The sequence below is a fragment of the Caballeronia sp. LZ003 genome (assembly GCF_031451465.1).
In the GTDB taxonomy this organism is placed as follows: domain Bacteria; phylum Pseudomonadota; class Gammaproteobacteria; order Burkholderiales; family Burkholderiaceae; genus Caballeronia.
The window spans coordinates 1,949,813-1,974,012 of record NZ_JARUXJ010000001.1 but is presented as its reverse complement, the minus strand read 5'-3'; the positions used below and the strand labels follow the sequence as shown (position 1 = coordinate 1,974,012).

25 protein-coding genes are annotated in these 24,200 nt (G+C 61.6%); 13 read left to right on the top strand and 12 right to left on the bottom strand.

The window, feature by feature from the left end; all coding sequences use genetic code 11:
- The first annotated feature begins 193 nt into the window (after positions 1-193).
- The 11 genes from QCE79_RS08760 to QCE79_RS08710 all read left to right on the top strand — a co-directional run bounded on the left by QCE79_RS08760 (position 194) and on the right by QCE79_RS08710 (position 10,785).
- On the top strand, positions 194-871 hold the full coding sequence (locus tag QCE79_RS08760) for an NADH-quinone oxidoreductase subunit J (protein ID WP_244825476.1): 678 nt from the start codon (positions 194-196) through the stop codon (positions 869-871).
- 20 nt (positions 872-891) lie between these two features.
- Positions 892-1,197, top strand: a complete 306-nt coding sequence (gene nuoK / locus QCE79_RS08755; RefSeq protein ID WP_031360677.1) for an NADH-quinone oxidoreductase subunit NuoK — start codon at positions 892-894, stop codon at positions 1,195-1,197.
- Positions 1,198-1,214: 17 nt separating this feature from the next.
- Positions 1,215-3,302 (top strand): NADH-quinone oxidoreductase subunit L, encoded by a 2,088-nt coding sequence (gene nuoL / locus QCE79_RS08750; protein ID WP_244825474.1) that lies wholly within the window; start codon positions 1,215-1,217, stop codon positions 3,300-3,302.
- A 13-nt stretch (positions 3,303-3,315) separates the two neighbouring features.
- Positions 3,316-4,806, top strand: a complete 1,491-nt coding sequence (locus tag QCE79_RS08745) for an NADH-quinone oxidoreductase subunit M (protein ID WP_250465132.1) — start codon at positions 3,316-3,318, stop codon at positions 4,804-4,806.
- Between the two features lie 25 nt (positions 4,807-4,831).
- Positions 4,832-6,304 (top strand): NADH-quinone oxidoreductase subunit NuoN, encoded by a 1,473-nt coding sequence (gene nuoN / locus QCE79_RS08740; protein ID WP_309843447.1) that lies wholly within the window; start codon positions 4,832-4,834, stop codon positions 6,302-6,304.
- Positions 6,304-6,621 carry a DUF2818 family protein gene (locus tag QCE79_RS08735; RefSeq protein ID WP_250465130.1) on the top strand — a complete coding sequence of 106 codons (318 nt, stop codon included), beginning with the start codon at positions 6,304-6,306 and terminating at the stop codon, positions 6,619-6,621. The genes nuoN and QCE79_RS08735 overlap by 1 nt, the downstream gene beginning before the upstream one ends.
- 48 nt (positions 6,622-6,669) lie before the next feature.
- Positions 6,670-7,278 (top strand): NUDIX hydrolase, encoded by a 609-nt coding sequence (locus QCE79_RS08730; RefSeq protein WP_309843445.1) that lies wholly within the window; start codon positions 6,670-6,672, stop codon positions 7,276-7,278.
- A 238-nt stretch (positions 7,279-7,516) separates the two neighbouring features.
- Positions 7,517-7,957: a DUF1178 family protein gene (locus QCE79_RS08725; RefSeq protein ID WP_309843443.1), complete on the top strand. Its 441-nt coding sequence runs from the start codon at positions 7,517-7,519 to the stop codon at positions 7,955-7,957.
- 44 nt (positions 7,958-8,001) lie between these two features.
- On the top strand, positions 8,002-9,198 hold the full coding sequence (locus QCE79_RS08720) for an acyl-CoA dehydrogenase family protein (protein WP_309843440.1): 1,197 nt from the start codon (positions 8,002-8,004) through the stop codon (positions 9,196-9,198).
- A gap of 9 nt (positions 9,199-9,207) precedes the next feature.
- The gene (locus QCE79_RS08715) at positions 9,208-10,323 is read left to right on the top strand and encodes an acyl-CoA dehydrogenase (RefSeq protein WP_309843437.1); all 1,116 of its coding nucleotides are present in this window, start codon (positions 9,208-9,210) and stop codon (positions 10,321-10,323) included.
- Complete coding sequence (locus QCE79_RS08710; RefSeq protein WP_244825464.1) at positions 10,324-10,785, top strand: MaoC family dehydratase; 462 nt, start codon at positions 10,324-10,326, stop codon at positions 10,783-10,785.
- Positions 10,786-10,812: 27 nt separating this feature from the next.
- Here the strand turns inward: QCE79_RS08710 and QCE79_RS08705 are convergent, their stop codons facing one another.
- Genes QCE79_RS08705 through QCE79_RS08675 form a run of 7 tightly spaced genes read right to left on the bottom strand, consistent with a single transcriptional unit; the run spans position 10,813 to position 18,024 of the window.
- A complete protein-coding gene (locus tag QCE79_RS08705; protein ID WP_309843434.1) occupies positions 10,813-12,039 on the bottom strand; it encodes an acyl-CoA dehydrogenase family protein in 1,227 nt (408 codons plus the stop codon).
- A gap of 23 nt (positions 12,040-12,062) precedes the next feature.
- Positions 12,063-13,145 carry a phosphotransferase gene (locus QCE79_RS08700; protein WP_309843431.1) on the bottom strand — a complete coding sequence of 361 codons (1,083 nt, stop codon included), beginning with the start codon at positions 13,143-13,145 and terminating at the stop codon, positions 12,063-12,065.
- 42 nt (positions 13,146-13,187) lie between these two features.
- Positions 13,188-13,913: a histidine phosphatase family protein gene (locus QCE79_RS08695; protein WP_250525963.1), complete on the bottom strand. Its 726-nt coding sequence runs from the start codon at positions 13,911-13,913 to the stop codon at positions 13,188-13,190.
- 1 nt (position 13,914) lies between these two features.
- The gene (locus QCE79_RS08690; protein ID WP_244825456.1) at positions 13,915-14,703 is read right to left on the bottom strand and encodes an oxepin-CoA hydrolase, alternative type; all 789 of its coding nucleotides are present in this window, start codon (positions 14,701-14,703) and stop codon (positions 13,915-13,917) included.
- Positions 14,700-16,232, bottom strand: a complete 1,533-nt coding sequence (locus QCE79_RS08685) for a 3-hydroxyacyl-CoA dehydrogenase (RefSeq protein WP_309843426.1) — start codon at positions 16,230-16,232, stop codon at positions 14,700-14,702. Before QCE79_RS08685 ends, QCE79_RS08690 begins: the two co-directional genes overlap by 4 nt.
- 44 nt (positions 16,233-16,276) lie before the next feature.
- A complete protein-coding gene (locus tag QCE79_RS08680) occupies positions 16,277-17,458 on the bottom strand; it encodes a pyridoxal phosphate-dependent aminotransferase (RefSeq protein WP_244825453.1) in 1,182 nt (393 codons plus the stop codon).
- 35 nt (positions 17,459-17,493) lie between these two features.
- Positions 17,494-18,024 (bottom strand): putative toxin-antitoxin system toxin component, PIN family, encoded by a 531-nt coding sequence (locus QCE79_RS08675; protein WP_309843423.1) that lies wholly within the window; start codon positions 18,022-18,024, stop codon positions 17,494-17,496.
- A gap of 56 nt (positions 18,025-18,080) precedes the next feature.
- Between QCE79_RS08675 and yaaA the strand changes: the two genes are divergently transcribed.
- Together yaaA and QCE79_RS08665 are read left to right on the top strand one after the other, a co-directional pair.
- Entirely contained in the window at positions 18,081-18,860 is a 780-nt protein-coding gene (gene yaaA / locus QCE79_RS08670) for a peroxide stress protein YaaA (protein WP_309843420.1), read from the top strand.
- Between the two features lie 24 nt (positions 18,861-18,884).
- Entirely contained in the window at positions 18,885-20,045 is a 1,161-nt protein-coding gene (locus tag QCE79_RS08665; RefSeq protein ID WP_309843417.1) for a M14-type cytosolic carboxypeptidase, read from the top strand.
- A 90-nt stretch (positions 20,046-20,135) separates the two neighbouring features.
- On the opposite strand, the gene QCE79_RS08660 is transcribed toward QCE79_RS08665, so the two are convergent.
- The 5 genes from QCE79_RS08660 to QCE79_RS08640 all read right to left on the bottom strand — a co-directional run.
- A complete protein-coding gene (locus QCE79_RS08660; protein ID WP_250465109.1) occupies positions 20,136-20,714 on the bottom strand; it encodes a BspC domain-containing protein in 579 nt (192 codons plus the stop codon).
- A gap of 116 nt (positions 20,715-20,830) precedes the next feature.
- The gene (locus QCE79_RS08655; RefSeq protein WP_244825446.1) at positions 20,831-21,505 is read right to left on the bottom strand and encodes an energy-coupling factor ABC transporter permease; all 675 of its coding nucleotides are present in this window, start codon (positions 21,503-21,505) and stop codon (positions 20,831-20,833) included.
- A gap of 68 nt (positions 21,506-21,573) precedes the next feature.
- Complete coding sequence (locus QCE79_RS08650) at positions 21,574-22,386, bottom strand: response regulator transcription factor (protein ID WP_250492514.1); 813 nt, start codon at positions 22,384-22,386, stop codon at positions 21,574-21,576.
- Positions 22,387-22,580: 194 nt separating this feature from the next.
- Positions 22,581-23,795: a DUF2863 family protein gene (locus QCE79_RS08645; RefSeq protein ID WP_309843411.1), complete on the bottom strand. Its 1,215-nt coding sequence runs from the start codon at positions 23,793-23,795 to the stop codon at positions 22,581-22,583.
- A gap of 46 nt (positions 23,796-23,841) precedes the next feature.
- On the bottom strand, positions 23,842-24,200 hold a 359-nt coding region (locus QCE79_RS08640), incomplete at its 5' end, for a hypothetical protein (RefSeq protein WP_309843408.1).

The window sequence follows — 24,200 nt, the reverse complement described above, 5'->3', positions numbered from 1 at the left end:
ACCACGTTCGCGCGCTCCCGTCCTCGACATGTCGTTGCGTTTTTGTTGTTGCTGTCTGGCACAATGCGGCGCGCTTAGTGACCGTGCTTCGTGGCTGATCTTCCCCGGCCGCGCTTTGTCCGTCGCACGGAGAGAGCGAGCCGAAGCGCCGATACACCATGCCTCTTGATGGCCTAACGATGAACCGGTAATCATGGAATTCACAACCGTACTGTTCTATATCTTCGCGCTGCTCCTGACCGTGTCGGCGCTGAAGGTGATCACTTCGCGCAACCCGGTGTCATCCGCGCTCTTCCTCGTGCTCGCGTTCTTCAACGCGGCCGCGATCTGGATGCTGCTGCAGGCCGAATTCCTCGCGATCCTGCTGGTTCTCGTCTACGTGGGCGCCGTGATGGTGCTGTTCCTCTTCGTCGTGATGATGCTCGACATCAACATCGACGTACTGCGACGCGACTTCAGACGCTTCGTGCCGCTCGCGAGCATCGTGGGCGCGATCATCGTGGTGGAAACGGCGCTGATCCTGTGGCACGGTTTCGGCGCGACGACCACGCCGGTGGTCGGCGCGGCTGTCAGCGGCGCGGCGGTGATGCCGAACACGCAGCTCATCGGCAAGATCATCTACACGGACTACATCTTCGCGTTCGAAATCGCCGGTCTCGTGCTGCTGGTCGCCATCATCGCGGCGATCTCGCTCACCATTCGCGACAAGAAGGACAAGAAGACGCAGACCGTTAGCCAGCAGGTCAAGGTGCGTGCTCAGGACCGCGTGCGTATCGTCAAGATGAAGTCCGAGACAGAGGCGCCCGACGCCGCGACGGAACCGCCCGTGACCGGCAACATCGGTGCGGGAACGGTCGACAACAAGGGCTGAGCGCGAAGGAGAATATCGAAATGTTGAGTCTTGCCCATTACCTCGTGCTCGGTGCGATCCTCTTTGCGATCAGCATCGTCGGCATCTTCCTGAATCGCCGTAACGTCATCATCATTTTGATGGCCATCGAGCTGATGCTGCTCGCGGTGAACACCAATTTCGTCGCGTTCTCGCATTATCTGGGCGACATACACGGCCAGATCTTCGTGTTCTTCGTGCTGACCGTGGCTGCTGCTGAAGCGGCAATCGGTCTCGCGATTCTCGTGACCCTGTTCCGCAGCCTCGACACGATCAACGTCGAGGACCTCGATCAGCTCAAAGGTTAATTTCAGGCTAGGCTGTTATGTCCATGACACTCAATGAAAACGTCCTGCTTGCGGTTCCGCTGGCGCCGCTTGCCGGTTCGCTGATCGCGGGGCTGCTGGGAAAGACGATAGGGCGCAAGGGCGCGCACAGCGTGACGATTCTCGGCGTCGCGATCTCCTTCGTGCTGTCCGCGATGGTCTTCTTCGACGTGCTGAACGGCGCGAGCTACAACGCCACCGTCTACGAATGGATGACGGTCGGTTCGCTCAAGATGGAAGTCGGCTTCCTGGTCGACTCGCTCACCGCGATGATGATGGTCATCGTGACCTTCGTCTCGCTGATGGTGCATATCTACACCATCGGCTACATGGCGGATGAAGAAGTCGGTTACGAGCGGTTCTTCTCGTACATCTCGCTCTTCACGTTTTCCATGCTGATGCTCGTCATGGCGAACAACTTCTTGCAGCTGTTCTTCGGCTGGGAAGCCGTGGGTCTCGTGTCGTACTTGCTGATCGGCTTCTACTTCACGCGTGAAACCGCGATCTACGCCAACATGAAGGCGTTTATCGTGAACCGCGTGGGCGACTTCGGTTTTCTGCTGGGCATCGGCCTTTTGCTGGCGTTCGGTGGCTCGTTGAACTACGGCGACGTGTTCGCGCAAAGCGACAAGCTCGCGACCATGACCTTTCCCGGCACGCAATGGGGCTTGCTGACGGTATCGTGCATTTGCCTCTTCATCGGCGCGATGGGTAAGTCCGCGCAGTTTCCGCTGCATGTCTGGCTGCCCGACTCGATGGAAGGCCCGACGCCGATCTCCGCGCTGATCCACGCGGCAACCATGGTAACGGCCGGTATCTTCATGGTGACGCGCATGTCGCCGCTCTTCGAGCATTCGGATGCGGCGCTGTCGTTCGTCACGGTCATCGGTGCGATCACCGCGTTGTTCATGGGCTTTCTCGGCGTCGTGCAGAACGACATCAAGCGCGTGGTGGCTTACTCCACGCTATCGCAGCTCGGCTACATGACGGTCGCGCTCGGCGTGTCGGCTTATCCGGTCGCCGTGTTCCACCTTGCCACGCATGCGTTCTTCAAGGCGTTGCTGTTCCTCGGCGCGGGTTCGGTCATCATCGGCATGCACCACGACCAGGACATGCGCAACATGGGCGGTCTGCGCAAGTACATGCCGATCACCTGGATCACGTCGCTGATCGGTTCGCTCGCGCTGATCGGCACGCCGTTCTTCTCCGGCTTCTACTCGAAAGATTCGATCATCGAAGCGGCCAAGGCCTCGCACCTGGCGGGCTCCGGCTTTGCGTACTTCGCGGTGGTCGCAAGCGTGTTCGTCACGTCGCTGTACTCGTTCCGCATGTACTTCATGGTGTTCCACGGTCCGGAGCGTTTCCGCGGTCCGAAGCATCCCGATTCGCCGATGGGTCAAGCTGAAGCACATGGCCACGGTCACGATTCGCACGGCCATGGTCACGACGACCACGGGCACGGCCATGATGACCACGGCCACGCGCACGTGCCGCACGAAACCCCGTGGGTGGTGTGGCTGCCGCTCGTGCTGCTGGCTATTCCGTCGATCATCATCGGCGCGATCGGTATCGGTCCGATGGTCTACGGCGACTTCTTCTCGCACGGCGTGATCTTCGACAAGGTGATCTACATCGCCGAAAACCACGAAGGCCTGAAGGAAATGGCCACGGAGTTCCACGGCTGGATGGCCATGGCGCTGCACGGCATCATCACGCCGGGACCGGTGTGGATCGCGGCTTTCGGCGTGATCGTCGCGTGGTTCCTGTATATCAAGCGTCCGGATCTGCCCGCTGTCATCAAGAAGGCGTCCGGCCCGATCTATACGCTCCTCGACAACAAGTACTACTTCGACAAGATCAACGAAGTGGTCTTCGCCAAGGGCGCGGTCGCCATTGGCCGGGGGCTGTGGAAAGAGGGCGATGTGGTCGTCATCGACGGCATCGTCAACGGCAGTGCGCGGTTCGTCGGCTGGTTCGCCGGTGTGATCCGCTTCCTTCAATCCGGTTACATCTATCACTACGCGTTCGCCATGATTATCGGCATGTTGGGGCTCTTGACCCTGTTTGTAACGCTCGGCGGCAAATAAGGCGAGGGACCCTATGCACTCTTTTCCGATTCTCAGTGTCGCGATCTGGCTGCCGATCGTATTCGGCGTCCTGGTCCTGGCTATAGGTAACGACCACAACCCGGCGCCCGCGCGCTGGGTCGCATTGATCGGCTCGGTGCTCGGGCTGATCGTGACGATCCCTCTCATCACCGGCTTCGATACGTCGACGGCCGCGTTGCAGTTCGTCGAGCAGGCGAACTGGATCGAACGCTTCAACATCACGTATCACCTGGGCGTGGACGGCATCTCGATGTGGTTTGTCGTGCTGACCGCGCTCATCACGGTGATCGTGGTGATCGCCGCATGGGAAGTGATCACCGAGCGCGTCTCGCAGTACCTGGCCGCGTTCCTGATTCTCTCGGGCATCATGATCGGCGTGTTCTCGACCGCCGACGGCCTGTTGTTCTACGTGTTCTTCGAGGCCACGCTCATCCCGATGTACATCATCATCGGCGTGTGGGGCGGTCCGAACCGTGTGTATGCGGCGTTCAAGTTCTTCCTGTACACGCTGGCCGGCTCGCTTCTGATGCTGATCGCGCTGCTGTACCTGTACACGCAGACGCACACGTTCGACCTCGCCACGTGGCAAGCCGCGAAGATCGGCATGACGCCGCAGGTGCTGCTGTTCATAGCGTTCTTCCTCGCGTTCGCCGTCAAGGTGCCGATGTGGCCCGTCCACACCTGGCTGCCGGACGCTCACGTGGAAGCACCGACGGGCGGCTCGGTCGTGCTTGCCGCGATCATGCTGAAGCTCGGCGCGTATGGTTTTCTGCGCTTTTCGCTGCCCATCGCGCCGGACGCGAGCCACTTTCTCGCGCCCGTGGTCATCACTCTGTCGCTGATCGCGGTGATCTACATCGGTCTCGTCGCGCTCGTTCAGGCGGACATGAAGAAGCTGGTGGCGTATTCGTCAATTGCGCACATGGGCTTCGTCACGCTTGGCTTCTTCATCTTCAGCCAGCTTGGCGTGGAAGGCGCGATCATCCAGATGATCTCGCATGGCTTCGTCTCGGGCGCGATGTTCCTTTCCATCGGCGTGCTGTACGACCGCGTCCACTCGCGCCAGATCGCGGATTACGGCGGTGTCGTCAATACCATGCCGAAGTTCGCGGCGTTCTCCATGTTGTTCGCCATGGCCAACTGCGGCCTGCCGGGCACCTCGGGTTTCGTCGGCGAGTTCATGGTGATTCTGGCCGCCGTGAAGTTCAACTTCTGGATCGGTTTCCTGGCCACGTTCACGCTGATTCTCGGCGCGGCCTATACGCTGTGGATGTACAAGCGCGTGTACTTTGGCGCCGTGGCGAACGACCATGTCGCGAAGCTGAAGGACATCAACAAGCGCGAAATGTTCATGCTGGTGGTGCTCGCAGCGTTCACGCTGTACATGGGCCTGCATCCGAAGCCCTTCACCGACGTCATGCACGAATCGGTGGCAAACCTGCTCTCCCACGTCGCGCAGTCCAAGCTGCCGCTGGATCAGTAACGCCGTGCGGAGGATTTAAAAGATCATGCAAAACGCCCCTATGAGTGTGCTGTTGCCCGACGCGGTCCTGATGGCCGCAGTCGTCATCGCCTGGTTGAACGACACGATCTTCGGCGTGCCAAGCCGTCGTGTCACGTATCTGATCGCGCTCGTGTCGACCCTCGTGGTCGGCGTGTGGTTCGCGGTCACGGCACTCGACCCGACGCCGCATTACTTCTTCACGCGCATGTATGTCGTCGATCCGTTCGCGAGCGCCATGAAAGCGGTGGTGTGTCTGGGCTACGCGGTGTCGGTCATCTATTCGCGGCGCTATCTGGAAGACCGCGGTCTGTTTCGCGGCGACTTCTTCCTGCTTGGCCTCTTTTCGCTGCTCGGCCAGTGCGTGATGATTTCGGGCAACAACTTCCTCACGCTGTACCTCGGCCTCGAACTGATGTCGCTGTCGCTGTATGCGGTCATCGCGCTGCGCAAGGATTCGCCGCAGGCGAACGAATCGGCGATGAAGTATTACGTCCTCGGCGCGCTCGCTTCCGGCTTCCTGCTCTACGGCGTTTCCATGCTTTATGGGGCGACCGGCTCGCTGGAACTGGGTGAAGTCTTCAAGGCGGTGGCTTCGGGCCGCATCAACGACGCGGTGCTGCTGTTCGGCATCATCTTCGTCGTGGCGGGCGTGGCGTTCAAGATGGGCGCGGTGCCGTTCCATATGTGGGTGCCGGACGTCTATCAAGGCGCACCGACTGCAATGACCTTGCTCACAGGCGGCGGCCCGAAGGTCGCGGCCTTTGCGTGGGGCTTGCGCTTCTTGGTGATGGGTCTGCTGCCTTTCGCGGTCGACTGGCAAGAGATGCTCGTGATTCTCGCCGCGCTGTCGCTGATCGTCGGCAACGTCACGGGTATCGTGCAGAAGAACATCAAGCGGATGCTCGCGTACTCGGCCATCTCCAACATGGGCTTCGTGCTTCTCGGCCTGCTGGCTGGCGTGGTGGACGGCAAGGTAACGGGCGCGGCGGGCGCCTACAGTTCGGCAATGTTCTACAGCATCATCTACCTCGTCACGACGCTTGGCACCTTCGGCGTGGTCATGCTGCTTGCGCGCCGCGACTTCGAAGCCGAGATGATCGACGACTTCAAGGGTTTGAATCAGCGCAGCCCGGTGTTCGCGTTCGTCATGATGATCATGATGTTCTCGCTTGCGGGCATTCCGCCGACCGTCGGTTTCTACGCGAAGCTCGCCGTGCTCGAAGCGACGATGAACGCCGGTCTGACGTGGCTCGCCGTGCTGGCCGTCCTGACATCGCTGGTCGGTGCGTTCTACTACCTGCGCATCGTGAAGCTGATGTACTTCGACGCGCCGCAAGATGCGTCGCCGATCGTTGCCGGCAGCCTCAATCGCTCCTTGCTGGCGTTCAACGGTCTGGCCGTGCTCGTGCTCGGTCTCGTGCCCGGCCCGCTGATGACGGCTTGCCTGCAAGCGATCACGCATACGCTGCCGCTGTAATGTCGGCAGCGGGATGGTTTATCGTGCTGTTGGCGCTCGTCGGCGCCAACTTGCCGTTCCTGAATCAGCGCCTTTTTGCCGTCATGCCGCTCAAGCTTCATGCGGATGGGAGTAAGACGGCGAAGAAGGGCGTCTGGATTCGGATCGGCGAGTTGCTCGTTCTTTACTTCGCGGTCGGCGCGCTCGGCTTCATGCTCGAAGCGCGCGCCGGCAACCGCTTCGATCAGGAATGGCAGTTTTATGCCATTACCTTCAGTCTCTTCGTGGTGTTCGCGTTTCCGGGCTTCACGTATCAGTATCTTGTCAAACGCCGCTGACGGCTGGTTGCTGTCGGCGGCTTTTGGCCATTTGGCATAGGGCTCAAGATGGCAGATCACAACGCTTCTTCCACCGCGAACTTCGGTAACGACGACGGCCTAATCGAGAAGAAGGTCGAAAGCGTCACGCTTCACGAAGGCAAGTTTCTGACGCTCAAGCGCGATACCGTGGAATTGCCCGACGGCAAGAACGCCACGCGCGAATTCGTCGAGCATCCGGGCGCGGTGATGATCCTGCCGGAATTCGACGATGGTCGGGTCTTGCTGGAACGGCAGTATCGGTATCCGGTGGGAAAGGTGCTGCTCGAATTTCCGGCCGGCAAGCTCGATCCCAACGAAGACGAGCTGACATGCGCGAAGCGTGAACTGCTGGAAGAGACGGGCTATACCGCGAGCGAATGGATTTTTCTGACGCGTATCCACCCGGTGATCTCCTATTCGACCGAGTTCATCGATCTCTATCTCGCGCGCGGTCTCACCGCTGGCGATGCCCGGCTCGATGAAGGCGAATTTCTCGAGACGTTTATCGCGGAACCTGCGCAACTCATGCAGTGGGTGAAGGACGGCACGATCAGCGATGTTAAGACGATCATCGGCGCGTTCTGGCTGGAGAAGGTGCGCTCGGGAGAGTGGGCGTTGGGAGAATCGACGGCGTAGTCGTCATCCGTCGAACCGCTGAAGACGTATCGCTTGCCCCAAGATCATTCGATCTTGGGGCTTGTTCATTTTCGGCGCAGTGCCACACTGCCACATTTCGCGTTATGTGTGAGCCAAGCGCCCGTACCCTCGAACCGCTAGAATCGATCACCGGTCGAGCAATCAAAAGATCAGTCTTTACGAACGACCGTTCACAATCGATAGTTTTGAGATAAACTTCCCGGAAGTCCCCATCAGCATGAAGGTCCTCGATTTAAAGTGCTCGCATGAACATCGGTTTGAAGGCTGGTTCGCTTCTACCGAAGAGTTCGAATCGCAGCTGTTGCGCAAGCTGGTTGCGTGTCCGGTCTGTTCGGAGACGGATGTGAGCCGCATGCCATCGGCGCCGCGTCTGAATCTTTCGACGGCGCGCAACAACCGCGCGGTACCGGCGGAAGCATCGCCGGATGCGGCGGGCGTTCAGGCGCGCGCGCTTCAGTTCATGCGCGAGTTGATCGAGAAGACCGAGAACGTGGGCGATCGTTTTGCCGAGGAAGCACGGCGCATTCATTACGATGAAGCGCCCGCGCGCAATATCCGCGGCGTGACGACGCCCGAAGAAACGCATGCCTTGCTGGAAGAAGGGATCGACGTATTGCCGTTGCCCGTTCCGGCCGCACTGAAAGAGCCGCTGCAGTAAATCAGCGGTGTCTCGTGTGGTCGGCTACACAGGAGACACAGCGTATGAATCTCGATCATTCCCCTGCGGACGAAGCCTTTCGCGCCGACATCCGTAACTGGCTAGAAGCCAGCCTGCCGCGCGCATTGCGCGACAAGGTTCTCAATCACAAGCGTCTGACTCGCGAAGACTTCGTGAACTGGCACAAGCTGCTCGGCGAGCGCGGCTGGTCGGCGGTCGCGTGGCCGAAGCAGTATGGCGGTCCCGGCTGGAACGCCACGCAGCGTCATATCTGGGACGAAGAATCCGCGCGCGCGGGCGCACCGATGGTCCTGCCATTCGGCGTATCGATGGTCGCTCCCGTACTCATGAAATATGGCAGCGACGCGCAAAAGGCTCGCTATCTGCCGCGCATTCTCGATGGCTCCGACTGGTGGTGTCAGGGCTATTCCGAGCCCGGCTCCGGTTCCGATCTCGCTTCGTTGCGCACGCGCGCCGAGCGACAGGGCGATCACTACATCGTCAATGGTCAGAAAACGTGGACCACGCTCGCGCAACATGCCGACATGATGTTCTGCCTCGTGCGTACCGATCCCGAGGCCAAGAAACAGGAGGGCATTTCGTTCCTTCTGATCGATATGAAAACGCCGGGCATCACCGTGCGGCCGATCATCACGCTCGACGAAGATCACGAAGTCAACGAAGTCTTTTTCGACGACGTGAAGGTGCCGGCCGCCAATCTCGTCGGCGAGGAAAATCGCGGCTGGACGTATGCGAAGTATTTGCTGGGGCACGAGCGAACGGGCATTGCGCGCGTGGGGCAATCGAAGCGTGAACTGCGCTTTCTCAAGCGGCTTGCACTCGAACGCACGAGCCGCGGCCAGCCGCTTTTGCACGATCCCTTGTTCGCCGCGAAAGTCGCCGCGCTCGAGATAGAACTGATGGCCCTCGAAGCGACGGTGCAGCGCGTGATCGCAAGCGAGTCGGATGCAAAAGGTCCGGGGCCCGAAGCATCGATGCTGAAGATCAAAGGCACGGAAGTGCAGCAGGCGCTGACCGAACTCATGTTCGAAGCGGCCGGACCGCAAGCGGCCGGCTTCGATTCCGCGTACCTCGAAGGCGAGCGCGACGCGAGCCAGACCGGCGACGACGATGCCGCGCCGCTTGCCGCGTACTACTTCAACTTTCGCAAGACGTCGATCTATGGCGGCTCGAACGAGATTCAAAAGAACATCATCGCGCAGATGATTCTGGGCCTTTGAGGAGCGCGCATGGACTTCGATTTCACCGATGAACAGCAGCAGTTTCGCGATGCACTGCGCCGCTATCTCGACCGCGAATATTCGTTCGACGCGCGGCAGAAGATCGTCATGTCGCAAGCGGGCGTCGATGCACGGCACTGGAACGCGTTCGCCGAACTCGGCTTGCTGGCGCTGCCCGTTCCCGAAGCGCAAGGCGGTTTCGATGGTGGGCCCGTCGATATGCTCGTCGTGATGCAAGAGCTCGGGCGCGCGCTCGTCGTCGAGCCTTATTGGGCGACGGCGGTCGGTATCGAAGCGTTGCGGCTCGCGGCATCGGCGGAACAGGGCGAATTGCTCGAGCGCGCCGGACGTGGCGAACTCAGGATGGCGGTGGCGTTCAACGAGCCGCACGCGCGCTACGATCTCTTCGATCTTCGCACTACGGCGAGCAAGCAAGGCGAACGCCATACGCTCGACGGCAGGAAATCGGTCGTGCAGCACGGCGCGCAGGCCGATTACTGGATCGTGCCCGCGCGTCTCGGCGATGAAGTTGCGCTCTTTCTGGTGCCGCGCGATGCCGCCAACGTCGATGTCACCGACTACCGCACGATCGACGGTCAGCGCGCCGCGACGCTCGTCTTCAGGAACACGCAAGCCACGCGTTTGAACGGCGGTGCGGCCACGTTCGCGAAGATCGCCGATTACGCCACGCTTTTGCTTTGCGCCGAAGCCCTCGGCGCGCTCGATGCGCTCGATCGCGCGACCGTCGACTACACGAAGGAGCGCAAGCAGTTCGGCGCGCCCATCGCACGGTTTCAAGTGCTGCAGCATCGCATGGTGGACATGCTGATCCACACCGAGCAGGCACGCTCCATCACGTATCTCGCCGCTGCGCGTTACGCCAGCGACGACGCGGCCACGCGCACGCAGGCCATTTCCGCTGCGAAGGCGCGTGTCGGTCAGGCGGCGCGCTTCGTCGGGCAACAGGCGGTGCAGTTGCACGGCGGCATGGGCGTGACCAACGAGATGCCCGCCGCGCACTGGTTCAAACGGCTGTCGATCATCGAGACGACGCTCGGCGACGTGGACTACCACCTCGCGCGTTTTGCGTCGCAACCTGCGTTTCATGACCTGGAAGGAGCTTGAATGACCTACGCCTATGAAGATTTCGAAGTCGGTGATGCGGTGACGCTCTCCGCCCACACGTTCACGCGCGATGAGATCATCGAGTTCGCGAAGCGTTACGATCCGCAGCCGTTCCATCTGTCGGAGGAAGCGGGCAAGGCGTCGCATTTCGGCGGTCTCGTTGCGAGCGGCTGGAACACCTGTTCCGCGATGATGGGCATTCTCGTGCGCGACATGCTCGCCGATTCGACCTCGATGGGTTCGCCCGGTCTCGACAATATCCGCTGGATCAAGCCGGTGCGCGTCGACGATTCGGTGCGGCTTACGGTGCGCGTGCTGGACAAGCGCGTGTCGAAGAGCAAGCCGGATCGCGGTATCGTCGCCACGCGCTGGGAAGCGCATAACCAGGATGGCGAACTGGTGCTGACGGTGGATTCGGCGGCGCTGTTCGGGTTGCGCGACGCGGGTTCGCAAGCGAGCTAAAGGGCGCGGCGAGGCCGTCTTCCTCGCTCAATCGCGCGCTTCCGAATACCGCCCGAACTCGAGCTTCGCGATGGCATTGCGATGCACTTCGTCCGGCCCATCCGCGAGCCGCAGCGTGCGCGCCGAAGCATACGCATAAGCGAGCGGAAAGTCGTCGCAGATGCCGGCCGCGCCGTGCGCCTGTATCGCCCAGTCGATGACCTGACACGCGATGTTCGGCGCCACGACCTTGATCATCGCGATCTCGCCGCGCGCGCACTTGTTGCCGACGGTGTCCATCATGTAGGCAGCTTTGAGCGTGAGCAGACGCGCCTGTTCGATCATGATGCGCGCCTCGGCGATGCGCTCTTGCGTCACGCCTTGCCGCGCAATCGGCTTGCCGAACGCCACGCGCGACAGCGTGCGCTTCGTCATCAGTTCGAGCGCGCGTTCGGCGAGACCGATGAGCCGCATGCAATGATGAATGCGCCCCGGCCCGAGCCGCCCTTGCGCGATCTCGAAGCCGCGTCCGGCGCCGAGCAATAAGTTGGCGGCCGGCACGCGCACTTGCTCGAGCGTAATTTCCATGTGGCCGTGCGGCGCGTCGTCGTAGCCGAAAACATTGAGCGGCCGACGCACCGTGATGCCCGCTGCATCGGCAGGCACGAGGATCATCGATTGTTGCGCGTGGCGTGGCGCATCGGGATCGGTCTTGCCCATCACGATATACACCTTGCAGCGCGGATCGCCCGCACCGGATGACCACCACTTGTGGCCATCGACGACGTAATCGTCGCCATTGCGCATGATGCTGCAACGGATGTTGGTCGCATCCGACGACGCCACTTCCGGCTCGGTCATCAGAAACGCCGAACGAATCTCGCCGCGCAGAAGCGGTTCGAGCCACTGCGCCTTTTGCGCGTCGGTGCCATAGCGTTCGATGGTCTCCATGTTGCCGGTATCGGGCGCATTGCAGTTGAAGACTTCGGGCGCCCACGGTACGCGGCCCATGATTTCGCAGAGCGGCGCGTATTCGAGATTCGTGAGACCCGCGCCACGCGCCGATGCCGGCAGAAACAGATTCCACAGTCCTTCGCGACGTGCGTGGTCCTTGAGGTTTTCGATCAGCCGCGTCGGCACCCATGCGTTGCCCGCCGCGCGATTGGCCGCGATCTCCTCGGCGAAGGCGTGTTCGTTCGGATAGACATGCGCGCCGAAGAAGGCGAGCAGCTTCTCACGCAGCGCGTGCACCTTCTCTGTGTAGTCGAAATTCATCGCTCGTCTCCTCTTTTCCGTCTTCAGTGGCCGACTTTCTGGGCGTAGTGCCAGGCAAGTTCGGCCATCGGCCGCGCGCGCCGGCCCGCATCGGCGGCTTGTGCGCTCGCGGCGGTGCCATCGACCACACGCTTCATGATGCCTTGCAGAATCGCGGCAATGCGGAACATGTTGTAGGCAAGGTAAAAGTTCCAGTCGCCTTCGATCGCAAAGACCGTGCGTTCGCAATAGCGTGCGACGTAGGCGGCTTCGTCGGGAATGCCGAGCGCGGTCCAGTCGAGTCCCGCGATACCGCGAAACTGCGATGGATCGACATGCCAAGCCATGCAGTGATACGCGAAGTCGGCGAGCGGATCGCCGAGCGTGGAGAGTTCCCAGTCGAGCATGGCAAGCACGCGCGGCTCGTTCGGATGAAAGATCAGGTTGTCGAGCCGGAAGTCGCCATGCACGATGCTGACGCGCGCTTCGACTTGCGGGATATGCCGCGGCAACCATTCGATCAGGCGGTCCATTGCGTCGATGGATTCGGTTTGCGACGCGACGTACTGCTTGCTCCAGCGTCCGATTTGCCGCTCGAAGTAGTTGCCAGGCTTGCCGTAGGTGGCGAGTCCGACCGCTGCTACATCGACGGTATGAAGCGCGGCGATCACGCGATTGGTTTCGCCATAAATCGCGGCGCGTTCGTCGGCCGACATGCCGGGCAGCGACGGGTCCCACAAGACGCGGCCTTCCACAAAATCCATGACATAGAACGCCCGGCCGATCACGCTCTCGTCCTCGCACAGCGCGAGCATGCGCGCGACGGGGACATCCGTGGCGGCGAGTGCATGCATCACGCGATATTCACGCTCGATTGCATGCGCCGATGGCAAGAGCTTCGCGGCCGGCCCGGGCTTCGAGCGCATGACATAAGCGCGCGTGGGCGTGACGAGTTTGAAGGTCGGATTCGACTGGCCGCCCGCGAACTGCTCCAGCTTGAGTGGGCCGCTGAATCCTTCAACGTGCGCGGCAAGCCACGCGGCGAGCGCGTCGCTATCGAAGCGCTGGCTCTCGTGCACCGGACGCGTTCCTTCGAACGCTGCGAAATCGGTTTCGTTGTCTGGCATCGTCTCCTCCCATATTTTTGTGGTGCGCCAGGACATCGCGCTTCAGTCCATCTCGTCGGCCTTGAAGCGCAGAAACTGCGCGTACAGCAGTTCCATCGTCGTGTGACGCACGTCGGCATGAAGCGGCGAGGGCGGCGAATGATTGATTGCATGCACGACCCAGTCGCCGGGTTTGTCGCCGACATCGAGCGCGTTGATGCAGCCCGTCGCCTGCGACAGATGCCCGAAGAACGCGCGCCCGCCGGCCGTGATCGCATGCGACAGCAACGCGCGATTCACGCCGCCGTGCAGCACGAGCAGCACCGTGTCCCATGAGGCATCGCCGCGCAGCTTCGTCATGGCGGGCAGCGCGCGATCGAGCAGCTCGCCAATGCTTTCGCCGCCCAGAAAGCGCGTCTCTTCGGGCACCACGCCATCGAACACGGAAAGAAAAGCGCGCTCGATATCCTGCGTCGTGAGACTCGCGAGCCGCCCGCCGCGTATCTCCTGCCACTCCGGCCAAACTTCCGGCTCGATTGGCTGATGCGTTTCGGCGAGCACGCGCTGCGCCGTTTCGCGCGTGCGCGGCAAGCCGCTCACGATCACGCGGTCGAAGCGAATGTTCTGCGCGGCAAACACGCGTCCAGCCGCGCTTGCTTCCTCGCGGCCGCGTTCGTTGAGCGGCACGCTTTCCGGGTCGATTGCGCGGCCGCTGTCGTCGAAATACGTGACGTCGCCATGGCGCATCAGATAGATGCGGCGGCGTTTGGGCAACTGGTATTGAGCCATCTCAGCGGTAAGTCGGCTGACGCTTTTCGAGGAACGCGGTAATGCCTTCGAGCGCGTCACCGTGATGCAGGGCGTCGACGAAACTGTCGCGTTCCATGTCGAGATGCGCGGCGAGCGGCTGAACGTCCGCCGCGTTGATGAGCGACTTGATGCGTGCGAGTGCTTTCGGCGACACGCTGCCGAGATCGTCGGCCCAGGCGATGGCGGCATCGAGCGCAATGCCTTTCTTCGTCAGCCGGTTGACCACGCCCACTTCATACAGACGCGCCGCGCCGATCGGCTTCGCTTCGAGCAGGACTTCGCTGGCGAGCGTGCGCGGCAAGGCGCGCGCGAGGAACCACGAAGCGCCGCCATCGGGCGTGAGGCCGACGCGCGCATACGACATGACGAAGCGCGCGTCGTCGGCGGAGACGATCAGATCGCACGCGAGCGCAAGCGAAAATCCCGCGCCGGCCGCGGCACCCTCCACGGCCGCGATGATCGGCTTGGTCGATGCCCGCAACGCGCTGATCCATTCGCCCAGCAAGTCGATGCTCTCGGCCTGCACCGATTCATCCTTCGCGCGATTTTCGAGCAGCCTGTTCAGGTTGCCGCCCGAGCAGAAGAAGTTGTCCGCGCCCGTCAGCACGATGGTGCGCACCGACGTGTCGCGCTCGGCCGTGCTGAGCGCCTCGATGCCGGCCGCATACATATCCGGATGCAGGGCGTTGCGCGCGCCCGGATTCGACAGCTTGAGCACGAGCGTGGTGTCGCTCCCGGCAGGGCGGTAGGTCAGCAGTTCGGCGCTCATCTGAGCTCCTCGATATGGGTAAGAGAAAGTCCGAGCCTCGCGCGGCGTGCGAGCCAGGGCGAAGGCCGGTAGCGTGGGTCGCCGAGCACGCCGTGGATGTTCTGCAAGATCGTGAGGATGGTCGCGGCGCCGAGCGCGTCGCCGAGTGCGAGCGGTCCGCGCGGATAGCCGAGGCCGAGCATGACGGCGAGATCGATGTCGGACGGCGTCGCAATGCCTTGCTGCGCGATATCGCAGCCAATGTTCACGATGGTTGCCACCACGCGTTGCGCGACAAAGCCGGTCGAGTCGCGGATCACGCTGACGGGCACGCCATCGGCGGCGAAGAGCGCGTGCGCCGCGTCGCGCATGGCGGGCGTGGTCGCGGGCGTCGTCATGATGGTGCGGCGCGCGGCGGTATCGAAGGGAAAGAGTGTGTCGATGGCGACGACGCGCGTGGCGTCGAGCGTTTCAGCGACGGCGGCGGTGGTCGCATCGAAGCCGAGCGGCGTGACCATGATCAAGGAATCCGAAGCGGGCGTTGCGTCGGTATCGAGTTCGACCGATGCGGGAAGCAACGCGCGCACCGCTTCATAAGCGCTTTGCGACGCCCGACTCACCCACACGCGCTTGGGCAAGCGGGTAGGCGCTTCGGCTTCGGGCGGCGCGATTTGTTTGCCATCGGCATATCGATAGAAACCTTCGCCCGTCTTGCGCCCGATCAGCCCGCCCGCGAGCCGCGTGCCCGTGATCGGCGAAGGCCTGAAGCGCGGCTCTTCATAGAACTGGTGATAGATCGACTCCATCACCGGATGCGAGACATCCAGCGCGGTGAGATCGAGCAATTCGAACGGCCCGAGGCGAAAGCCCGCCTGCTCGCGCATGATGCGGTCGATGTCCGCGAAACTCGCCACGCCTTCGCTCGCCACGCGCAGGCCTTCGGTGTTCATGCCGCGTCCCGCGTGATTCACGATGAAGCCCGGCATGTCCTTCGCGCGCACCGGCGTGTGACCCATGCGGCGCGCGAGTTCCATGAGTGAATCGCCCGCGCGCGGATCGCCACGCAGTCCGTCGATGACTTCGACCACGCGCATCAACGGCACGGGATTGAAAAAGTGGAAGCCCGCGACGCGTTCCGGTTTCGAGCAGCCCGCCGCGATTGCGGTGATCGACAGTGACGAAGTGTTCGACGCGAGAATGCAGCGCTCGCTCACCACGGCTTCGAGTTCACGGAACAGTTCGCGCTTGATGTCGAGATTTTCGACGATCGCTTCCACGATGACGTCGCAATCCGCGAGTTCGCTCGCGTCCTGTGCGTCGTGCACGTTGGCGAGCGCGGCGTGCGCATCGGCTTCTCTGATCTTGCCCTTGGCGGCGAGCTTCGATAGCGTTTCGGACAGATACTCGCGCGCGGCGGCAAGCGCGACGGGATTGGCATCGAAGAGACGCACGGTGAGTCCGGCGAGCGCCGCGATCTGCGCGATACCGCGACCCATCGCGCCGCTGCCGACGATTCCAAGCGTTCCGATTGCGTATTCCTGCGAACTCATGATGCGGATGTCTCCTCTACGTGATTGAATTCGCCGCGCCCCGCTCAGAGTTTCGAGAGCCTTTGCAAGGCGAGCGCCAGCGTTTCTTCCTTCTTGGCGAAGCAGAACCGCACGACGCCGGATTCGTGACTCTCGTGATAAAACGCCGACACCGGAATGGCCGCGACGCCGATCTCGCTCGTGAGCCATTGCGAGAAGTCGGCTTCGGGCATGTCGCTGATCGCCGAATAATCGACGCACTGAAAATAGGTGCCGTCGCAAGGCAGGAGCTTGAAGCGGGTATCGGCGAGACCCGCGCGGAAAAAGTCGCGCTTCTTCTGATAGAACGCGGGCAGTTCGAGATACGGCTTCGGGTCTTCGAGATAATGCGCGAGGCCGACCTGCATGGGTGTGTTCACCGTGAACACGTTGAACTGATGCACCTTGCGGAATTCGGCGGTCAGCGCGGCGGGCGCGGCGACGTAGCCCACTTTCCAGCCTGTCACATGGAAGGTCTTGCCGAAGCTCGACACGACGAAGCTGCGCTTGGCCAGTTCCGGATAGCGCGAGACGCTTTCGTGCGGCGCGCCGTCGTAGACCATGTGTTCGTAGACTTCGTCGGAGAGGATCAGCACGTTGGTATCGCGCACGATCTCTTCGAGCTTCTTCATGTCCGCCGCCCGCCAGACGCGCCCGGTCGGATTGTGCGGCGTGTTGATCATCAGAAGGCGCGTCTTCGGCGTGATCGCGGCGGCGATCTTGTCGAAGGGCAGCGCGTAGTCGGGCGCTTCGAGCGCGACGAACACGGGCTTGCCGCCCGCGAGCTCGATGGACGGCACGTAGCTGTCGTACGTCGGCTCGATGACGATGACTTCATCGCCCGGATGCACGCAGCACAGCACCGCCGTGAGCAGGGCCTGCGTCGCGCCGGCGGTCACGGTGATCTCGCGGTCGGCGTCGTAGGCGCGGCCGTAGAGCGCGTCGATCTTGCGCGCGATGGCCTGACGCAAGGGCGCGGCGCCCGCCATCGGCGGATATTGGTTGTGGCCGTCGCGCATGGCGTTGGCGACGGCATCCACGACGCGCGGGTCGCAGTTGAAATCGGGGAAACCCTGACCGAGATTCACCGCGCCCTTCTGTGCGGCGAGCGCGCTCATCACCGTGAAGATGGTCGTGCCGACATTGGGCAGACGCGACGGAAAGGACAGCTCGGGCGGGGTCTGTGGCAGTTCGTGCGTGGCGTTCATGGCGTGGACGTGTGCTGACGGGTAGGGTTGCTATTCTAAACAGCGCTTGCAATGTGCGCGGACGTGGCCTGCGGTGCCTCGAATCGTGCCTCGAATGCGGTGACGAAAGGTTTGGGTTCGCCGATACGAAACGCAAAATCCCGCGCGATGCGCTTCGCGAGCTTCAGCACCGCGCGATCCTTCGAGACGAGCCAGTCCGCGCGAGAAGCCTGCGCGAGTTCGAGGAACTTCTGGTCGTCGCGGTCGCGGCACTTGGGCAGCGGCCGTTCGGCCTCCCGCGTGCGCGGCGCGATCAAGGTCGAAAGCCGCGCGACGATGGCAAGCGCCGCTTCCTTGTCGACGTTCAAGCGCACGAACTGCGGATAGTCGAGCACACGCGTGAGTTCGGTGAGACACCGCGGATCGATCAGCGCTTCGAGCGTGCCTGCTTCGAGCGCGGTGCGAATCGGGCGCGTGGCGGGATCGTCGAATACGAGGATGTCGATCCACACGTTGGAATCGAGCACCACGCGTAAGGCGGAGGCGGGCGTGGGCGCTTGCACGGGCAGCGCGGCGGAATTTTCCATTCGATACAATTGGGGGTTTATGCCTATGATCGCCGCTCGTTTGACGGCGAGCCTCCATGATAATCGTTCTATCGCCTGCCAAATCGCTCGACTACGAGACGCCGCCGCATATCCGCAAGCACACGCTGCCCGAGTTCGTCGATGACGCCGCCGAGCTCATCAAGGGTCTGCGTCATCTTTCGCCGCAACAGATCGGCGGAATGATGGGCATCTCGGACCAGCTCGCGAGGCTCAACTTCCAGCGTTATGCCGAATGGTCGAGGCGTTTCGACGAGACGAATTCGAAGCAGGCCGTGCTCGCCTTCGATGGCGACGTCTACGAAGGCTTCGCCGCGAAGACGCTGTCTTCGGCCGATCTCGACTACGCGCAGAATCATGTGCGTGTTTTGTCCGGGCTTTATGGGCTCTTGCGACCACTCGACCTATTGCAGCCTTATCGCCTTGAAATGGGCACCAAGTTTCCGAACGCACGCGGCAAAGATCTTTACGCGTTCTGGGGCGAGCGCATCACGGCCGCGCTCAACGAGCAATTCAGGAAGCAGCGCGGCGCGCGCGTGCTCGTGAATTGTGCGTCGGGGGAATACTTCAAGTCGGTGAAGCCGCGGCTTCTCGACGTGCCGGTGGTCGCGCCCGTGTTCGAGGACTGGAAGGGCGGACGCTACAAGATCATCAGTTTTCATGCGAAACGCGCGCGCGGTTTGATGGCGCGCTATGCGGTGAAGAACCGCATCGACGAGCCGGAAGGGCTCAAGGACTTCGACAGTGACGGGTATGCGTTCGACGCGAAGGCATCGAACGATACGACTTATATTTTTCGCCGCCGCGTCGCGGATTAAAGTGTCTGCATCAAGGAATTCATCATGAGCATTTCAATTTCAAGTCATTTCGATGCGGGCGCAATCGAAGTCGTCGACGCGACCAACCCGTCCGATATTCGTTTGCGCGTGCGTCCGGATTCTCACGCCGATTTCGCGCAGTGGTTCTATTTCCGCGTCTCGGGTGCGCGTGGCGAGCGTCTCGTGATGAGCTTCGAGAATGCGGCGCAATGCGCGTTTCCGGAAGGCTGGCGCGACTATCAGGCGGTGGCGAGCTACGATCGCGTGAACTGGTTTCGCGTGGCGACGGAGTACGTGGGCGGCGTGTTGAAGATCGACCATACGCCCGATTTCGATCGCATCCATTACGCGTATTTCGAGCCGTATAGCGACGAGCGTCACGCGGAATTCCTCGGCGCCGTGCAGCAGATGCCGCACGCCACGTTGACCGAACTTGGCAGCACGGTGCAAGGCCGACCAATGTCCTTGCTTTCGCTCGGTCTCGCCGATGGCATGAGTGCCAAGCCCAAGAAGAACGTGTGGGTCATCGCGCGCCAGCATCCGGGCGAAACGATGGCGGAATGGTTCGTCGAGGGCCTCGTCAAGCGGCTCGCGGGCTGGGGCGACTGGGCGGGTGACCCGACCGCGCGCGCGGTACTGGATCGCGCGGTGTTTCATATCGTCCCGAACATGAATCCGGATGGCAGCGTGCTCGGCAATCTGCGCACCAACGCAGCCGGCGCGAACCTGAACCGCGAATGGATGGAGCCGGATGCCGCGCGCAGTCCCGAGGTGCTCGTGGTGCGTGATGCCATCCGCGATATCGGCTGCGACATGTTCTTCGACATCCATGGCGACGAAGCCATTCCTTACGTGTTCGTCGCGGGCTCGGAGATGCTGCCGGGCTTCACCGGCAAGCAGGCCGAAGAGCAGAAGGCGTTCATCGAATTCTTCAAGCAGGCAAGCCCGGACTTTCAGGACGTGCACGGCTACGAGTCGAGCAAGTATCAGACGGATGCGCTCAAGCTCGCGTCGAAGTACATCGGCAACGAGTACAAGTGTCTCTCGCTGACGCTGGAGATGCCGTTCAAGGACAACGCGAATTTGCCGGATGAGCGTGTGGGCTGGAGTGGCGAGCGGAGTTCGGCGCTTGGTGCGGCGATGTTGCAGGCGATTCTTTGGCAGTTGCAGACGTATCCGGCCTGATCTATCCGACAGCCTTTCCGATGACGCAAAAAGGCGCGACACCTTCAGGTGCCGCGCCTTTTTTGTTTGCCGTGCTTCCTGGCTGGCTAGCTAGTGCTTCTTGGCCGACTTCTTCGTCGACTTGCCCGAGCTCTTGCTTTTGCCCGCAGACGCACCTTTTGTTTTCGCGCCATGCTTGCCCTTCGTGCCGCGTGCGGACGACGGTTCGGCGCGGGGGCGTAGTGGCGGAACCGGATCGTTCCAGCCGAAGGCGAGCATTTGACTGCCTACGTAGCCACAACGAAACTTGAGCGGCGTGACATCGCTCTCACCGCTCTTCGAGACGCCTTCGCCCTCGACTGTCACGACGTTGTCCACCTTGATACGCTGCTTCTTCTCGTCGAACGAATCGTTCCACGGTTCGATGGTCGAGCGCGATGGGTCGAAGACAGCAGGCGGAAACTCTACGTGATCGAACGCCGCCGAAGTGCTGGCGATGAAGTTGCCGTGTGCCGCGCAATCCGCGACGAGCGGATTGGCGTGGAAGTCGGTGACGAAGTGGTGAATCAATTCGTTGCGCTCGTCGAGCGAGTCGGCTAAGGCGGATACTGCCGCGCATGCAATCGATGCGCATACCGCCAACCGGCCGACGAGCCGCAAAAGCCGGCGCGGTGCGTGGTTACTTTCCATCAAGTCTGGTGCTAAGAAGACACGGGCAAGTAAGATGCCGCGTGCGGGGAAGGAGTTCCATCTTATCGCACTTTGATTGCGTTTTTGCTCGCGTGCAATTCGGCTTGCGGTGTGCCTCAGACGCGAGGTCCGCGATCAAGGCGATAGCGGCGCACGTCGTAAGTGGTGATCCAGGCTGGCTTATACACCGAGATTAAAATGGTGAGCAGGCCGGTAAAGAGCGCTTCGCCGACAACCAGTAATAGCGAGCCGCGCATGAATGCAGCGGGCACGGTGACCGGTCCGCCGGTGAGCGCCATCTCGAAGAGCACCGTCGCACCGCATGCCGCGGCAACCGCTGCCGCGGAACTCACGAAGCCGTGCCCGATGATGAACGTAAACAGATTGCGCGGCAGCCACGCATTGGATAGCCGTTGCAGGAACGTTGATACTGCAACAGGCAGCGCGCCGAACAACATATAGGTGACCGCGACCGAGAGCCAGGATGCGTCGAGCACGACGGCCGCGAGCCCGGTGGTGGCAGCCGTGCCGATGAGCGCCAGCCGCCAGTCGAACAAGGTGACCATCAAGGTCGCGCCCAGCAAGTGGATGACGGGTCCGTCGTCGAACCATGCATTGCACGCCCACAACACCGTCACCGCGACGATGATGCCAAGCCACACGTGCTGTAGCGTGGCGTCCTGCAATCTGCTGAAAGGACGCTGCAACAGTACGAGCGCGAGCAATCCCGCGGCGACTATCCAGCCGCCGACGGTAAGCCAAAGCGGGAGCGGTGTGTAAAAGAACCCCATGCCTTGCATATTACTCGTTGCGCGTGATTCGTGCGTGCAAACGACGAACCCAAACGCGTCCTTTGTTGCTAGAACGTCGCCTCGGGCTGGGCGGCCATTGGCAGCGACGACGCGTCGCTTTCCGTGAGTGACGGATACAGCGCGCGTCTTCGGCGCAATGGCACCACGTTCGCTTGTCCCGGAACTGCGCGCTCCGGCGCTTCGCATTCGCTGCTGCGAAGAATTTCGAGATGCGCGGTTTGCACGCCGTTATAGATGGCAACGGCAGCGGCGCGGTTCGTGGCGCCCAGTTGCTGAAAGATGCTCGCAAGGTGGATCTTGACAGTGCCTTCGCTGATACCCAGCGTCTTCGCGATCATCTTGTTGGTGCTGCCCATGTGTACGCAACGCATGATCTGCTGCTGCCGTGGCGAGAGCGCGGGCAGATGACGCAGCCGCCGCCGAATGGCCGCGCTAAGCGGCGTACGAATGATGAGCGACTCCTGACTCAGCGCCGGATCGATCACATCGGGCGGCACGTAATGACCGCCGATGAGCACCATGTCGAGCGCCCTGACGATGAGAACGGGATCGAGCGTGCGTGGAATGACGCCCATCGCGCCGATGCCCATCAGCATATAAACCTGAGCGACCGTGGGTCGGTCGACCACTACGGCGGTGGGAATGCCTCGTGCCTCTTCGAGCAGCGTCTGCAGATCGCCCGCTCGCAGATGAGGCTCCCAGTCGACGACGATCAGGCTGGATCTGGCTTGTCTCAAGGCCACCCCGGCCTGTCGCCAGTCGATTACTTCGTTGAACTGCGCGTGACGCGCGATACGGCGCAGCAATGTTTTAAGGCCTGCACGACGTTCGCCGTCAGCACCCATGATCGTAATTTTCATGCTTATACCTCGAATCAATACGCCGACGCCTGCGCGTCGGGACTTGCTGCCGACAAGCGCGTCGGCACGGGTCCATATTGACAAACTTCGGCCGATTTTTCCCCCTAGCCAAACGGCATAGGCAGAATTGCACAAAAAACCCCGCAAAAGCGGGGTTTTTTAATTGCCTTAGGCACTTAGTCTTATGACGCCAGTCAATGAAAGTGAGGTTGCGCAGGCTCGGCGTCTTCAGGCATCTCGGCATGTACGATTTCACCGAGCGGATCTGCGTAAAGCGGCACGCCGCAGTCGTCGCAAAATTCGGGTTCGAAGCGGCCTGCGTGGCGGCGCACGTCGGACACTCCAGCTTTCTTCAATAGCTCGACGATTTCTTCGACCGGACCATTTGCGCCTTCCAGTTCGACGATGTCCTCTTCCATGTCCAGCTCGCCGTTCTCGCGGCCGTATAACGGCCATACGACACCGTAGATCACATCGTTACTGCCGCGACGCGTGAAGCCGACTCGATACTCGTCGATTCGGCGCTCGCCAAAGCCCGCGATGACTGCGCGCAATTCCTGCGGCGCGGTGCCGAGCGTATCGAACAGATAACGCACCGCCGTGCGCACCGTGTGAGGGCGGACTTGCTCGTCTGCATCGCGGCAGGCTGAGTAATAGGCGTCTGGAAGCAGGCATTCGATCTCACAACCCGGCAGGATGGCAGCGAAGTTTGGCCCACCTTGCGCCATCCATTGCTCCAGGCACTGACCGCGTTCGGTACGACCGCCCGTTTCGTCTTCTTGCCAGCGGAAGAAAGCCGCGCCTGCAGGAACGATCGCGATGGCCAACAGGAAGCGCGGGTCGGCGAGAATTGGCGAGGTCTCCGGCAGATCAGCTAGATTCAGCCGGACTGCCGCCGCGCCCAAGGCGGTCTGCGTCAATTGCTGGGCTAGCCGAGCCGTATCCACGTGATGACGCGGCAATTGATCGATGCTGTACAGATACGGCGCGAATGCAACCCGCGCACCCGCCGCGAGCACGTGCGCCTGCAGCTGCGTACGCATGGCGTCGATCGTCTCGGACTTGAGCGCACCCGACGGGATGGAATAGCGCGTCCAGGCGAGCACCGGCGCGGCAATCAGGAGCGCTTCGTGCGCGACGCCGTCGATGTCGATGGCAAAAGACTCGCTATGCGTCTCGGCCATATCGGCAAGCGCACCGTAGGCATCGGGATGATTCTGCTGGAGATGATCTAAGGCAGCGTCGAGCGTTGTTTGATTGCCGTTACGCACGAGTTTGGCGATAAGGGCATCGAGACGCACTTCCCAGAAGCGGTCTTCGACGCGGCTGCCCGACGCGAACAGCGCGAGCGAGAGACTGACGAGCTTGTCAGCGTCCGGAGGAATACGTTTTGCAATTCGCGAGCGCATAGGGATACGAGTTTAGTTGGGGCAGAAAACCTTTAATTGTAGTCGCTTAGGTGGCGCCGTTACTGCTCATCTGAATGGTAGCTAGAGTGACGTTCGAAACGTTGAACACGGGCTTTGAAGTGGATCGTTTGGGCGGTGGATCTTCGCCCGTCAATTTTTTCGTTTCGGCTACTTGCGGATTGCACGCCGCGCAACTAAAATTCCGTTCCTTCGCGATTCGATGAACGCGAAGGAAGCGGGAGGTGGTTTCAGTAGGCGAGGCGGACAAAGGTGGTATTCGCTCCGAAGCGCGGTGGGCAAGAAAAGAAAGCTTCAAATTCTTGTTGACAGTAACTGAAACGACGTACATAATCTCGTTTCTCTGCTGCAGATGCAGCGACGCAAGACGAAGCGGTGCTGAGCAAA

Excerpts from the sequence above, each read along its gene's own strand:
- nuoN (WP_309843447.1), top strand. The coding sequence starts at position 4,832 with ATGCAAAACGCCCCTATGAGTGTGCTGTTGCCCGACGCGGTCCTGATG.
- QCE79_RS08720 (WP_309843440.1), top strand. The coding sequence starts at position 8,002 with ATGAATCTCGATCATTCCCCTGCGGACGAAGCCTTTCGCGCCGACATC.
- QCE79_RS08665 (WP_309843417.1), top strand. The coding sequence starts at position 18,885 with ATGAGCATTTCAATTTCAAGTCATTTCGATGCGGGCGCAATCGAAGTC.
- QCE79_RS08695 (WP_250525963.1), bottom strand. The coding sequence starts at position 13,913 with ATGGCTCAATACCAGTTGCCCAAACGCCGCCGCATCTATCTGATGCGC.
- QCE79_RS08675 (WP_309843423.1), bottom strand. The coding sequence starts at position 18,024 with ATGGAAAATTCCGCCGCGCTGCCCGTGCAAGCGCCCACGCCCGCCTCC.
- QCE79_RS08725 (WP_309843443.1), top strand. The coding sequence starts at position 7,517 with ATGAAGGTCCTCGATTTAAAGTGCTCGCATGAACATCGGTTTGAAGGC.
- QCE79_RS08650 (WP_250492514.1), bottom strand. The coding sequence starts at position 22,386 with ATGAAAATTACGATCATGGGTGCTGACGGCGAACGTCGTGCAGGCCTT.
- QCE79_RS08735 (WP_250465130.1), top strand. The coding sequence starts at position 6,304 with ATGTCGGCAGCGGGATGGTTTATCGTGCTGTTGGCGCTCGTCGGCGCC.
- QCE79_RS08705 (WP_309843434.1), bottom strand. The coding sequence starts at position 12,039 with ATGAATTTCGACTACACAGAGAAGGTGCACGCGCTGCGTGAGAAGCTG.
- QCE79_RS08715 (WP_309843437.1), top strand. The coding sequence starts at position 9,208 with ATGGACTTCGATTTCACCGATGAACAGCAGCAGTTTCGCGATGCACTG.
- nuoL (WP_244825474.1), top strand. The coding sequence starts at position 1,215 with ATGTCCATGACACTCAATGAAAACGTCCTGCTTGCGGTTCCGCTGGCG.
- yaaA (WP_309843420.1), top strand. The coding sequence starts at position 18,081 with ATGATAATCGTTCTATCGCCTGCCAAATCGCTCGACTACGAGACGCCG.
- QCE79_RS08645 (WP_309843411.1), bottom strand. The coding sequence starts at position 23,795 with ATGCGCTCGCGAATTGCAAAACGTATTCCTCCGGACGCTGACAAGCTC.
- QCE79_RS08680 (WP_244825453.1), bottom strand. The coding sequence starts at position 17,458 with ATGAACGCCACGCACGAACTGCCACAGACCCCGCCCGAGCTGTCCTTT.
- QCE79_RS08655 (WP_244825446.1), bottom strand. The coding sequence starts at position 21,505 with ATGGGGTTCTTTTACACACCGCTCCCGCTTTGGCTTACCGTCGGCGGC.
- nuoK (WP_031360677.1), top strand. The coding sequence starts at position 892 with ATGTTGAGTCTTGCCCATTACCTCGTGCTCGGTGCGATCCTCTTTGCG.
- QCE79_RS08730 (WP_309843445.1), top strand. The coding sequence starts at position 6,670 with ATGGCAGATCACAACGCTTCTTCCACCGCGAACTTCGGTAACGACGAC.
- QCE79_RS08660 (WP_250465109.1), bottom strand. The coding sequence starts at position 20,714 with ATGGAAAGTAACCACGCACCGCGCCGGCTTTTGCGGCTCGTCGGCCGG.
- QCE79_RS08690 (WP_244825456.1), bottom strand. The coding sequence starts at position 14,703 with ATGAGCGCCGAACTGCTGACCTACCGCCCTGCCGGGAGCGACACCACG.
- QCE79_RS08685 (WP_309843426.1), bottom strand. The coding sequence starts at position 16,232 with ATGAGTTCGCAGGAATACGCAATCGGAACGCTTGGAATCGTCGGCAGC.
- QCE79_RS08760 (WP_244825476.1), top strand. The coding sequence starts at position 194 with ATGGAATTCACAACCGTACTGTTCTATATCTTCGCGCTGCTCCTGACC.
- QCE79_RS08745 (WP_250465132.1), top strand. The coding sequence starts at position 3,316 with ATGCACTCTTTTCCGATTCTCAGTGTCGCGATCTGGCTGCCGATCGTA.
- QCE79_RS08700 (WP_309843431.1), bottom strand. The coding sequence starts at position 13,145 with ATGCCAGACAACGAAACCGATTTCGCAGCGTTCGAAGGAACGCGTCCG.
- QCE79_RS08710 (WP_244825464.1), top strand. The coding sequence starts at position 10,324 with ATGACCTACGCCTATGAAGATTTCGAAGTCGGTGATGCGGTGACGCTC.